Source organism: Pseudarthrobacter sulfonivorans, assembly GCF_014712225.1.
GTDB lineage: Bacteria > Actinomycetota > Actinomycetes > Actinomycetales > Micrococcaceae > Arthrobacter > Arthrobacter sulfonivorans.
The window spans coordinates 1-12,425 of sequence record NZ_JACXBW010000011.1 but is presented as its reverse complement, the minus strand read 5'-3'; the positions used below and the strand labels follow the sequence as shown (position 1 = coordinate 12,425).

Annotated in this window: 11 protein-coding genes; 7 read left to right on the top strand and 4 right to left on the bottom strand. The window is 66.2% G+C overall.

The features are described from left to right. Nucleotides 1-62: 62 nt before the first annotated feature. Nucleotides 63-791 (top strand): IclR family transcriptional regulator, encoded by a 729-nt coding sequence (locus IAQ70_RS14675; RefSeq protein ID WP_190990060.1) that lies wholly within the window; start codon nt 63-65, stop codon nt 789-791. On the opposite strand, the gene IAQ70_RS14670 is transcribed toward IAQ70_RS14675, so the two are convergent. Continuing rightward, nucleotides 772-2,706, bottom strand: a complete 1,935-nt coding sequence (locus IAQ70_RS14670) for an FAD-binding monooxygenase (protein WP_190990059.1) — start codon at nt 2,704-2,706, stop codon at nt 772-774. The genes IAQ70_RS14675 and IAQ70_RS14670 overlap by 20 nt on opposite strands. Before the next feature lie 313 nt (nt 2,707-3,019). Between IAQ70_RS14670 and IAQ70_RS14665 the strand changes: the two genes are divergently transcribed. The 6 genes from IAQ70_RS14665 to IAQ70_RS14640 all read left to right on the top strand — a co-directional run bounded on the left by IAQ70_RS14665 (nt 3,020) and on the right by IAQ70_RS14640 (nt 9,554). Further along, nucleotides 3,020-4,501, top strand: a complete 1,482-nt coding sequence (locus IAQ70_RS14665) for a fumarylacetoacetate hydrolase family protein (RefSeq protein ID WP_190990058.1) — start codon at nt 3,020-3,022, stop codon at nt 4,499-4,501. Then, a complete protein-coding gene (locus IAQ70_RS14660) occupies nt 4,494-5,177 on the top strand; it encodes a GntR family transcriptional regulator (protein ID WP_190990057.1) in 684 nt (227 codons plus the stop codon). The genes IAQ70_RS14665 and IAQ70_RS14660 overlap by 8 nt, the downstream gene beginning before the upstream one ends. Nucleotides 5,178-5,265: 88 nt before the next feature. Then, on the top strand, nt 5,266-6,810 hold the full coding sequence (hpaE, locus tag IAQ70_RS14655; RefSeq protein WP_190990056.1) for a 5-carboxymethyl-2-hydroxymuconate semialdehyde dehydrogenase: 1,545 nt from the start codon (nt 5,266-5,268) through the stop codon (nt 6,808-6,810). 37 nt (nt 6,811-6,847) lie between these two features. After that, complete coding sequence (gene hpaD / locus IAQ70_RS14650) at nt 6,848-7,933, top strand: 3,4-dihydroxyphenylacetate 2,3-dioxygenase (protein ID WP_190990055.1); 1,086 nt, start codon at nt 6,848-6,850, stop codon at nt 7,931-7,933. 2 nt (nt 7,934-7,935) lie between these two features. Further along, the gene (gene hpaH, locus IAQ70_RS14645) at nt 7,936-8,721 is read left to right on the top strand and encodes a 2-oxo-hept-4-ene-1,7-dioate hydratase (protein ID WP_190990054.1); all 786 of its coding nucleotides are present in this window, start codon (nt 7,936-7,938) and stop codon (nt 8,719-8,721) included. Next, the gene (locus tag IAQ70_RS14640; protein WP_190990053.1) at nt 8,706-9,554 is read left to right on the top strand and encodes an HpcH/HpaI aldolase family protein; all 849 of its coding nucleotides are present in this window, start codon (nt 8,706-8,708) and stop codon (nt 9,552-9,554) included. The genes hpaH and IAQ70_RS14640 overlap by 16 nt, the downstream gene beginning before the upstream one ends. Before the next feature lie 41 nt (nt 9,555-9,595). Here IAQ70_RS14640 and IAQ70_RS14635 read toward each other — a convergent pair whose 3' ends face one another. The 3 genes from IAQ70_RS14635 to IAQ70_RS14625 all read right to left on the bottom strand — a co-directional run bounded on the left by IAQ70_RS14635 (nt 9,596) and on the right by IAQ70_RS14625 (nt 12,144). After that, a complete protein-coding gene (locus IAQ70_RS14635; protein ID WP_190990052.1) occupies nt 9,596-10,363 on the bottom strand; it encodes a glucosamine-6-phosphate deaminase in 768 nt (255 codons plus the stop codon). A 119-nt stretch (nt 10,364-10,482) separates the two neighbouring features. Then, the gene (locus tag IAQ70_RS14630) at nt 10,483-11,208 is read right to left on the bottom strand and encodes a FadR/GntR family transcriptional regulator (RefSeq protein ID WP_407682597.1); all 726 of its coding nucleotides are present in this window, start codon (nt 11,206-11,208) and stop codon (nt 10,483-10,485) included. A gap of 132 nt (nt 11,209-11,340) precedes the next feature. Beyond that, nucleotides 11,341-12,144, bottom strand: coding sequence for an alpha/beta hydrolase (locus tag IAQ70_RS14625; protein WP_190990051.1), 804 nt, complete (start codon nt 12,142-12,144; stop codon nt 11,341-11,343). Nucleotides 12,145-12,425: the final 281 nt, after the last annotated feature.

Below are 12,425 nucleotides of genomic sequence, written 5' to 3'. Positions count from 1 at the left end.
CTGCGCATCCGCATCAGCTTGGCAGGACGCAGGATGCCCAGGCAAACGACGGGAAGGGCGCAATGGGAAACGCACCACTGCCGGGCGAGAAGGCGGCACCGGCCCATTCGCAGACGCTGTCCCGCGGCATCAGGATGCTCGAAATCCTGAGCGACGAAACAACGGCGCTCAGCATCGGAGAAATTTCGGCCCGGATGGGAGTGCACCGCTCAATTGCCTACAGAATCCTCCGCACCCTTGAAGACCATGGACTCGTCGCCAGGGACAGCGCCGGCGGCATCTCCCTGGGCACCGGACTCGCCACGCTGGCCCGCGGCGTTGCCCGCGACCTGCAAACGGCAGCGCTGCCGGAGCTGACATCCCTCGCCAATGAACTCGGCACCACCGCCTTCCTGGTGGTACTGGACCGCGGGGACTGCACCACACTGACCAGCGTGGAACCGCGGCACAGCCGTGCCGCCGTCGTCCAGCGGCCCGGCACCCGCCATTCGCTGCACGTGGGGGCGCCGGGGCTGGCCATCCAAGCGATGCTGGACGATTCACAGTGGGAGGCGATTTCTCCGGATCAGCCCCGCCGTCCGGAAGTGGCTTCGGTTCGCGAGTTGGGATTTGCCGTCAGCCACCACGAGGTCCTGCCGGGGGTTACCTCCGTGGCCGTCCCGCTCAGGCTCACGCAGGGACTCCAGCCCGCCGCCATCGCGGTGGTTTATCCCAGCGCCCAACTACCACCCGAGCAGGTTGGAAGCTCGGTCAAAGAAGCCGCCCGGCGGATCAGCGAACAGCTCCGCTGACCAAGGATGCCTGCACGCGAGGGCCCCTGAGGGGAGCGAAAAACGCCCCAAGCTCAGCCGTCGACGTCAGCGGCAGGACGTTTGCCACGTACTGGTCCGGCCGCACCACCACCACCACGCCCTCACGGCTTAGGCCCCGCAGCTCGAAAATATCGGCTGCGGGATCGGTGGCGTACACCTTTTCGTAGTCGGTGAGCTTGAACGGTCCAACCTGTGGTTTGAACACGGCCGGAACCGCCCCGATGTCCAGGCCTGCGTGCTCCTGCTGGTAGATCACCTTCACGTCGAACCAGGCGTCGGGATCAGCGTCCGACGGCGTTGCGGCCAGCGGTGATTCCGGCGAGTTCGCGATCCACTCGGCAAACCGGTCCGTGGCAGACGACGTCGCCTGTTTCCCTCCTGACGGAAGTGCCTGGTCCGCGAAAACGTAAATGCGCCAGCGGCCGTCGGCCGTGGCGTGGTGGCCAAGGTGGATCGGGTTGGTGTCCCCCACCCGCACAACAGGCGCTGACTTGAACCGCTTTCCCACCGGGAAACCCGTGGCCAGGTCCTGGTGATCGGCGGGTGCCACCAGCAGGGACGGCGCATACTCGGTCATGAACCCGGCCGGGAACTCGGCTGTGCTGACGTAAAAATCTTCAAGCTCTGTGGGGTCCGCAAATTCCTCGGGCTTCTTCGCCATCATCGTGGACCACTCTTTGTCGAAGTCGATGAGGTTCTTCGCCACCACCTGCCGCTCTTCCGAGTAGGTGGAGAGCAAGGCCTCGGGACTGCGGCCCTCAAGCACGTGCCCCAGCTTCCACGCGATGTTGAAGCCATCCTGCATGGAGACGTTCATGCCCTGGCCGGCCTTTGCGCTGTGCGTATGGCAGGCATCCCCGGTAATGAACACCCGCGGGGTCCGCGTGCCGCGATCCTCCGGAAGGACGTCGTCGAACCGGTCCGTCAGGCGGTGCCCCACCTCGTACACGCTGTGCCAGGCAATGTTTCGCACGTCCAGGGTATAGGGGTGAAGGATCCCGTTTGCCTTCTGAATGATTTCTTCGATGGTGGTGTTGCGCACCGCGCCGTTGTCGTCCGGGTCCACTTCGCCGAGGTCAACGTACATCCGGAAGAGGTGGCCGCCTTCGCGCGGGATCAGGAGGATACTGCCGCCGGAGCCGGACTGGATGGCGCACTTGGTGCGGATGTCGGGGAAGTCCGTCACGGCGAGCGCATCCATCACGCCCCACGCGTGATTGGCAGCGTCACCGGCAAGGGTGCAGCCGATGGCCTGACGCACTTTGCTGCGGGCGCCATCGGCGCCGACGACGTACTTTGCCCGGACGGTTCGCTGCCTGCCCTCAAGGGGACCGGACGTGTGGAGCAGCGTGACGGTGACGGGGTACTCCCCCTCGCTGGCGACCTCAAGGCCCTGGAACTCAAAGCCGTAATCGGGCTTCATCCGCGTGGGTGAATTGGCCATGAACTCAGCGAAGTAGTCCAGCACGCGGGCCTGGTTCACGATGAGGTGCGGAAATTCGCTGATCCCGGCAGGATCGTCCGGCGTGCGTGCTGTCCGAACGATGCGTGAAGGGTCAGTGACGTCGGGCTTCCAGAACGCCATCTCCGTAATGGCGTACGCCTCGCCGATGATCCGCTCGGCGAATCCAAACGCCTGGAAGGTTTCGACGCTCCGGGCCTGGATGCCGTCTGCCTGGCCGATGGCGAGCCGTCCCGGACGCCGCTCCACAATCCGCGTGGTGACATTCGGAAACTGGGACAGCTGCGCGGCTGCGAGCATCCCGGCAGGCCCGGTGCCCACGATCAGCACGTCAACTTCGTCCGGGAGTTCAGCGGGTCGATCGATGCCGGCACCTGCGGCGGGCTGGACCCGGGGGTCTCCGGACACGTAACCGTGGTGGTGGAACTGCATGGGGCGTTTCCTCACTTCACTGTGGGATGGGTGATCACCCAGGGTGTTCTATATAAGAATTTGCGGTTCGATATTAGAAAACAGCGACTTGGTTCAAGACTGTACGGCACGTGTGACGCCGCATACAAGTGGCTGGAATGGGAGCTCCGGCGGCAATATGCCGGCTGCACGATTACTACGGGTGTTCGCAATCCGCCTGGCGGCCCTGACCTCGTGAGGCGCCGCCCCCAGCTCTTCCACTTGAGGGTTGACAGGGCCCAACCGGTGCGCAATAGTCATCGTATACGATTTCGTACTTGATGAGGAGACGGTTTTGGAGCAGGTCAACAGTGACATCCTCGCAGCGGCACGCAAGGTGATCGCTGTACACATCAACTACCCCAGCCGGGCCGCGCAGCGGGGACGCACCCCGGCCCAGCCGTCCTACTTCCTCAAGCCGTCGTCATCGCTCTCCCTCGGCGGCAGCGCCGTGGAACGCCCGGCGGGCTGCGAACTGCTCGGCTATGAAGGCGAGATAGCCCTGATCATCGGTAAGGCGGCCCGGCGCGTCGGCATCGAGGACGCCTGGAGCCACGTCGCCGCGGTGACCGCCAGCAACGATCTGGGCGTCTATGACCTGCGCTACGCGGACAAGGGCTCCAACCTCCGGTCCAAGGGCGGTGACGGCTTCACCCCGGTCGGCCCGGCACTGGTCCCGGCAGACGCCGTCGACCCCGCCGGCCTGCGCATCCGCACCTGGCACAACGGCGAGCTCGTCCAGGATGACACCACCGAGGACCTGCTCTTCCCGTTCGCCCGGTTGGTCGCTGACCTGTCCCAGCTGCTCACCCTCGAAGAGGGGGACATCATCCTCACCGGCACCCCTGCGGGTGCCTCCGTGGCCAAGCCGGGTGACGTGCTGGAAGTTGAGGTGGCTACCACCGACGGAAACCTGTCGACGGGGCGCCTGCGCACCACGGTAGAGGAAGGCACGACGCCGTTCGCTGACTTTGGTGCCGCACCCAAGGTTGATGACCTGCAGCGGGAGGAGGCGTACGGTTCCCGCGAAGCGGCGGGTTTGGCACCCGCGGAAGCGGCCGCCGTCGGGCCCCTCCTCTCCCCCGAGCTGAAAGCCAAACTCGAAAGCGTTGCTACGGCCACTCTGTCCTCGCAGCTGCGCAAGCGCGGCCTCAACAACGTCAGCATCGACGGCCTGCAGGCCACCCGGCCGGACCGCCGCGTGGTTGGCCTGGCCCGGACCCTGCGCTACGTCCCCAACCGTGAGGACCTCTTCAAGACCCACGGCGGCGGGTTTAACGCCCAGAAGCGCGCCATCGATTCGGTCAACGAAGGCGAAATCCTCGTGATGGAGGCCCGCGGCGAGAAGGGCACCGGGACGGTCGGCGACATCCTGGCCCTGCGCGCGCAGGTCCGCGGCGCCGCGGCGATCATCACCGACGGCGGCGTCCGCGACTACACGGCCGTGGCCGGCCTGGAGATGCCCACCTACTACGCCAACCCGCATCCTGCCGTGCTCGGCCGCCGCCACATCCCGTGGGACACGGACATCACCATCGCGTGCGGCGGTGCCACTGTTCAGCCGGGCGACATCATCGTGGCCGACTCCGACGGCATCCTGGTCATCCCGCCGGCCATCGCCGAAGAACTGGTGGAGGACTGCATCCAGCAGGAAAAGGAAGAAGCCTTCATCTTCGAGATGGTCCAGCAGGGCAACAGCGTCGACGGGCTGTATCCCATGAACGCCGCGTGGCAGGGCCGGTACAGGGAATGGGAAGCAGGCAAAGCCAATGACTGAGACTGCAGTGACTGAATCGACAGCGGCCGCCGGCAGCAAGTCAGAGCAGGCCTACGCCGCCGTGAAGGCCTGGATCGTCGACGGCACCTTCACGCCCGGCTACCGCCTGGTCCTGGCCGTCATCGCCAAGGACCTGGGCTTCAGCGTCGTCCCGGTCCGGGAGGCCATTCGACGGCTCGAGGCCGAAGGGCTGGTGAAGTTTGAGCGGAACGTCGGCGCCACCGTGGCCGGGATTGACCCCACCGAATACCTGTACACCATGCAGACCCTGAGCATCGTCGAAGGTGCCGCCACCGCGCTGTCCGCTCCGCTGATCGGCGGGGCGGACATTGCCCGGGCACGGGCCGTCAACGAGGAAATGCGCGAGTGCCTGCAACACTTCGACCCCGTCCGCTTCACGCAGCTCAACCAGGACTTTCACAGCGTCCTCTTCGAACACTGCCCTAACCCGCACATCCTGGACCTGGTCCACCGGGGCTGGAACCGGCTCGCGTCGCTGCGGTCCTCGACGTTCCGCTTCGTCCCCGGCCGCGCCCACGATTCCGTGGACGAGCACGAGGCACTGCTCCGGCTCATCGAAACCGGGGCCAGCGCCGACAATATCGAAAAAGCAGCACGACGCCACCGCAGCGCCACCCTTGACGCCTACCTCGCGCAGGCTCAACCCCTCCCATAAAGCAACGCGGGGTCACTAAACGCCCGATAAACGGCCCCGATCGGGCGAGAAGTGACCCCGAGTTGCACTAGTAGCTAAGGAAACAACAATGACGTTCACTGCTGCAGAAGCCAGCACGCATTACGTGCCGCAGGACCTGCCTACCCACATCCAGCACTACATCAACGGCCAGTTCGTTGACTCCGTGAACGGTGCGACCTTCGACGTCCTGGACCCGGTCTCCAACACGAACTACGCCACCGCGGCAGCCGGCCAAAAAGAGGACATCGACCTCGCCGTCGCCGCCGCCCGTGAAGCTTTCACCAAAGGCCCGTGGCCGAAGATGAAACCCCGCGAACGTGCCCGCGTCCTGAACAGGATCGCCGACGCCGTCGAGGCCCAGGAAGCCCGGCTCGCCGAACTGGAAACCTTCGACACCGGCCTGCCGATCACCCAGGCCAAGGGCCAGGCGCTGCGCGCGGCGGAGAATTTCCGCTTCTTCGCGGACCTGATCGTGGCGCAGTTCGACGACGCCATGAAGGTCCCCGGATCCCAGATCAACTACGTGAACCGCAAGCCGATCGGCGTCGCCGGCCTCATCACCCCGTGGAACACGCCGTTTATGCTCGAGTCCTGGAAACTCGCCCCGGCCCTGGCCACCGGCAACACAGTGGTCCTCAAGCCCGCCGAGTTCACCCCGCTCTCCGCCTCGCTCTGGGCGCAGATCTTCAAGGACGCCGGCCTGCCGGACGGCGTGTTCAACCTGGTCAACGGCCTGGGTGAGGAAGCCGGCGACGCCCTGGTCAAGCACCCGGACGTGCCGCTCATCTCCTTCACCGGCGAGACCACCACGGGCCAGACCATCTTCCGGAACGCGGCGGCCAACCTCAAGGGCCTGTCCATGGAGCTGGGCGGCAAGTCCCCCTGCGTGGTCTTCGCCGACGCCGAGCTGGACGCCGCCATCGATTCCGCCCTGTTCGGGGTCTTCTCCCTGAACGGTGAACGCTGCACCGCCGGTTCCCGGATCCTGGTGGAGCGCGGCATCTACGACGAGTTCTGCGAAAAGTACGCCGCCCGCGCGAAGAACATCGTCGTCGGGGACCCGCACGATCCCAAGACCGAGGTCGGCGCTCTGGTCCACCCGGAGCACTACGCCAAGGTGGCTTCCTACGTGGAGATCGGCAAATCCGAGGGCCGACTGCTGGCTGGCGGCGGACGCCCGGAAGGCCTCCCCGAAGGCAACTACATCGCACCCACGGTGTTTGCCGACGTCGCGCCTGACGCGCGGATCTTCCAGGAAGAGATTTTCGGCCCAGTTGTCGCCATCACCCCGTTCGAGAACGACGACGAGGCGCTGGCTTTGGCGAACAACACCAGGTACGGCCTGGCGGCCTACATCTGGACCCAGAACCTGACCCGCGCACACAACTTCTCCCAGAACGTCGAGGCCGGCATGGTGTGGCTCAACAGCCACAACGTCCGCGACCTCCGCACCCCGTTCGGCGGCGTGAAAGCTTCGGGCCTGGGCCACGAGGGCGGCTACCGCTCCATCGATTTCTACACCGACCAGCAGGCCGTGCACATCACCCTCGGCAGCGTCCACACCCCGAAATTCGGCAGCATCGAAGACGCGGCCGCCGCCGGCGACAGCTAGCCCCTCCCCTGCCCCTCCTCAGCGAAGAGAGAATCCAATGACAAACACCATCCCCACCCCCTCCGTTCCGGCACCGGACATCGTCCGCTGCGCCTACATGGAACTTGTTGTCACCGACCTCGCCAAATCCCGCGAGTTCTACGTCGACGTCCTTGGCCTGCATGTCACGGAGGAAGACGAGAACACCATCTATCTGCGCTCCCTCGAGGAGTTCATCCACCACAACCTGGTCCTGCGCAAGGGCCCCGTGGCCGCCGCCGCAGCGTTCGCGTACCGGGTGAAGTCCCCCGCCGAGGTGGACGCCGCAGAGGCCTACTACCGCGAGTTGGGTTGCCGGGTTGAGCGCCGGAAGGACGGCTTCACCAAGGGCATCGGCGACTCCGTGCGCGTCGAGGACCCGCTGGGCTTTCCCTACGAGTTCTTCTACGAGACCGAGCACGTCGAGCGCCTCACCCAGCGCTATGACCTCTACACCGCCGGGGAACTGGTCCGCCTGGACCACTTCAACCAGGTCACTCCGGACGTGCCCCGCGGCCGTGCCTACCTTGAGGACCTCGGCTTCCGCGTCTCCGAGGACATCAAGGATTCCGACGGCGTAACCTACGCGGCCTGGATGCACCGCAAGCAGACCGTCCATGACACCGCGCTCACCGGCGGGGACGGCCCGCGCATGCACCACATCGCGTTCGCCACGCACGAGAAGCACAACATCATCCAAATCTGCGACAAGATGGGCGCCCTGCGCATCAGCGACCGGATCGAACGCGGCCCCGGGCGCCACGGCGTCTCCAACGCCTTCTACCTCTACATCCTGGACCCGGACGGCCACCGCATCGAGATCTACACGCAGGACTACTACACCGGCGACCCGGACAACCCCACCATCACCTGGGACGTCCACGACAACCAGCGCCGCGACTGGTGGGGCAACCCCGTGGTCCCCTCCTGGTACACCGAAGCCTCCCTGGTCCTGGACCTCGACGGGAACCCCCAGCCCGTCATCATCCGGGAGGAGAAGAGCGAAATGGCCGTCACCGTGGGCGCGGACGGCTTCTCCTACACCCGCCCGTCGGACGCCTCCGGCGCAGCGCTGGAGGGCTTCAAGCTGGGAGCGCAGCTGTAGCCATGCTGGATGACAGGACCATTGAAGCCATCGCGGACGAACTGGTGGAGGCCGGCCGGACCCGCACCCCCGTCAAACGCCTGACGTCACGCTATCCGGAGATGACGGTGGAGGATTCCTACGCCGTCCAGCAGCTGTGGCGGAACCGCAACGAGGACGCCGGCCGGAAGCTGGTGGGCCGCAAGATCGGCCTTACGTCCAAGGCCATGCAGGCCGCCACCGGCATCACCGAACCGGATTACGGCGCCATTTTTGATGACATGGTCATGGAAACGGGCTGCTCGGTGGAATGGGACAAATACACGCATCCCCGCGTTGAAGTGGAGCTGGCGTTTGTCCTGAAGAGTGCGCTCAAGGGCCCCGGCTGCACCATCTTCGACGTCCTGAACGCCACCGACTATGTGGTTCCGGCCCTCGAGATCCTGGACTCCCGGATCGAGATGGAGGGCCGGACCATTGTGGACACCATCGCGGACAATGCCGCGATGGGTGCCATGGTGATCGGCGGCAACCCGGTCAGGCCCGATGCCGTGGACCTCCGCTGGGTCTCCGCGATCCTCTACAAGAACCAGACCGTCGAGGAGACCGGCGTGGCCGCGGGAGTCCTGGACCACCCCGCCAACGGGGTGCACTGGCTGGCCAACAAGATCGCCGCCCACGGCGACGGCATGAAAGCCGGGGACATCATCCTCGCCGGCTCCTTCACCCGCCCGCTCTGGGTCTACAAAGGCGACACCGTCCACGCCGACTACGGACCCCTGGGGAGTGTCACATGCCGCTTCGACTAGAACCCGCGACTGCTGTCCACGGGAACACGTTCCGGGACGCCCTGCCCGATCAAAAGGGCAAAGCAGGCCGGCCGCTGGCCGGGATGTGGGTGTGCTCCGGCAGCCCGCTGATCGCCGAACTCTGCGCCGGGTCCGGCCTGGACTGGCTGCTGATCGATGCCGAGCACAGCCCCAACGGACTCGAATCCATCCTCGCCCAGCTCCAGGCCGTCCACGGCTACCCCGTCCACGCCCTGGTCCGCCCGCCGGTCAACGACACCGTGATCATCAAGCAATACCTGGACCTCGGCGTGCAGAACCTGCTGATCCCCATGGTCAACTCCGCAGCCGAAGCCGAAGCCGCCGTGGCGGCCACCCGCTACCCGCCGAACGGTGTCCGCGGCGTCGGGTCGGCACTGGCCCGCGCTGCCCGCTGGAACAGGGTCCCGGACTACCTCGCCCGGGCCGGGGAAACCATCAGCGTCACGGTCCAGATCGAATCGACGGCGGCCGTTGAGCATGTCGAAGACATCCTCGCGGTGGACGGGGTGGACGCCATCTTCCTGGGGCCGTCCGACCTCGCCGCTTCCATGGGTCTGCTGGGACAGCAGGAACACCCCGAGGTGCGCGCCGCCGTCGAACACTGCCTCGCGGCTGCGAACGCGGCCGGAAAGCCCGCCGGTGTCAACGCCTTCAACGAAGCCACCGCCCGGCACTACCTCACCAGCGGTGCCAACTTCATCCTGGTGGGCGCGGACGTGGCCCTCCTGGCCCGCGGCTCCGAGGCTCTTGCCGCCCGGTACATCCCGCAGGATCCGGTAGTTGAGGCCGCCGGAACCCCCGCCAGCTACTGACGCAGGTCCAGCGCGCCGGCATCGTCTCCGCGCCGGGTCCCTTAGACGCCGGCGCGCGCGCCCGCCACCCGCACGGCCACCCGGCCGCTGCCCGGTGCCAGCTGCGAAGCGGCTGCCTCGTCGGCCACCACGGTCACGTGCGGGTGCCGCTGCAGGACGGACGCCGGGCAGTCGGCGGTGACCGGACCGTTCAGGGCGGCGGCCAGGATGCCCGCCTTGTCCACGCCGTTGACCACCAGCAGCAGGTGACGGGCTTCCATGATGGTCCCCAGGCCCTGGGTGATGCAGCGGAGCGGAACTTCCTCCGCCGTGCTGAAGTAGCGGGCGTTGGCCGCACGGGTGCGCTCGGTGAGGACCTCCACGCGGGTCCGTGAGTCCAGGGCGGAGCCGGGCTCATTGAAGGCCAGATGCCCGTTGTGGCCGATGCCGAGGATCTGCACGTCGATGCCGCCGGCTGCGCGGATGGCGGCGTCGTAGTCGGCAGCTGCCCGCTCGGGGTCGGCGGCGCTGCCGTCCGGCACGGCGACCTTGGCGGGGTCCAGCTGCAGCCGTTCAGTCACTTCACGCCGGACAACCTCGGCGTAGCTTTCGGGGTGTCCGGCCGGCAGGCCCACATACTCATCGAGAGCGAAGCCACTGACCCGGGACATGTCCACCGTGTGGCCTGCGAGCGCCGCGTAGATCGGCAGCGGTGAGCCGCCCGTTGCCAGGCCCAGGACGGCGTCGGGCTTGCTGCGGATGACCGCTGCAAGGATCCCGGCGGCAACGGAACCGGTGGCTGAGGCGGTAGGCACTACGAAGATTTCCACGGCAAAGGCACTCTCTACGAAAATTGGGCAGGGCTGAGTCCGCCCGGTTGTGCAGGCGGTGGGGAGGGGCTGGTTCAGGCGGCCGAGCTGACGGGCGGCCGAGCTGACGGGCGGCCGAGCTAACTGGCGGCGACGTCCTTGAGTTTCAGGCGGATGCCATCAAAGTGGCGCTGCAGGCGTTCGGAGGCCAGCGCTTTGTCCTTGTTGGCCACGGCCTCGTAGATGTCCCAGTGGTCCTGGGTCTGCTGCTCGAGGTTGACGGGGCCTGTCCCGAGGGCCTGGTGGATTTTGCGGTACACCTGCCAGAACACGTCCATCAGGTTGATCAGCAGCTCATTGTTAAGGGGCGCGTACAGGCGGCGGTGGAATTCGGCGTCGTGGACGTAAAGATGCTCCCCGTTCTTGGCTGCAGCTTCCATGGCCTCCATGGTGGCGCGCAGGTCCGCCAGGTGCTCGTCCGTGAGGAGGTCGATGGCGGACCCGATCAGTCCGGATTCGAGGGCCTGCCGCACGTCGATAAGCTCCATGGCTTCCTCGCCCTTGTGGCGGAGGGAAAGCCGGCCACGGAAGGTCAGCCCGGACACCAGGGCGCTGAAGTTGTTCGGTGCCACAAACATGCCGAACCCGTGCCGGATTTCAATGACACCGAGAGCCTGCAGTACCTTCAAGGATTCACGGACGGTGTTGCGGCCCACGCCAAGTTCTGCGGAGAGCTCGCTTTCGGTGGGCATGGCGTCGCCGACGTCCAGCCCACGCTCGAGGATGAGATCCATGATCCGCGTCTGCAGGGCGTGCGAACGGAGCTGCGCGCTGAAACGGGCGGGCGATACTTCTTGGGATGCGATAGCCACGTGATCTCCTCCTTGCCGCGCCGAGGGGCGACGACTTGTCCTACTTCCCAAGAGTACAGGAGATGGGACATCCAATGTCTAGAAGTGGCGGTCCAATTACGCAGTTCTTACCCGCAGGGGACGAATCTATCCCAAAAGGGACTGAACCAGCTCCCGGCACGTCCGGTACGCCGGGCTTTTCGGGTCAATGAGGTCGAAGTGGTCGCCCGGCACGCTGATCAGCCGCGTCCCCATGCGAGCTGCCGTACCGGCGTCGACATAAGCCTCGGACTGGCTCCGCGGGACAGTGTCGTCGTCGGTTGCGTGGACGGCGATGACCGGGACCGCCAGGGGAAGGGTGGTCATGGGGTCCGCATATCTGTGGCGCTGGGGATATTTCGACGACGGCCCGCCCAGCAGGTTGCCCACCGCACCGTTGCTGAGGTTCAGCCGCTCCGCCTCGGCGAGGTTGAGGAGCCCGGATTGGCTCACGACGCCGGTGAGGTGCACCGCCGTCGCATCTTGCCGCCGTGAGACCTGCCCGTCCGGCTCCGGCATCCCCAGCTGGGCGAGCTTGGCCCGGCCCGCAGCCCATGCAGCCAGGTGCCCGCCGGCTGAATGGCCCAGCGCCACCACCGGCCCCAAATTCAGGGCGTGGGTCGCCGCAAGGTCCTGCAGTTTGTCGATTCCCGCCAGCACGTCGCAGAAGGTGTTCGGCCAGCCTCCGCCGTTGCCGGCCCGCCGGTATTCCAGGTTCCAGGCGGCCATGCCATGCGCAGCAAGGTCCTGGGCGATTGGTTCGCCCAGTTCTGCGCCGTACTGCGAGCGCCAGTAACCGCCGTGGATCACCACTACAACGCCGCGGTGCTCGCCGTCGGCCGGCAGTTCCGGCAGGAAGAGCTCGCCCCATTGGCTGGCATCCCCGCCGTACTGATACTTGTACCGCTTCACCGCATCCCCTCTGCCGCTACCGGTGTCGCCGTCGGCATCGGCGCCGGGCGAACATGCGGCCACGGTGCCTCCCGCTGCCGCCGCAGCCGCGCCCGCCAATGGCCCACGTGCAGCCTACTCCGACGAGATCAAAGCCGGCGACCCGCCGGCGCCCGAGCCACCTAGCCGGACGCTCTATCACTTGATGCAACTAAATTGGCAACGCTCTCTCACTCGATGCGCCAATTACACCGATGCTCTCTCACTTTCTTCGGGAGAGTGAGAGAGCGTCGGGTAAAAAT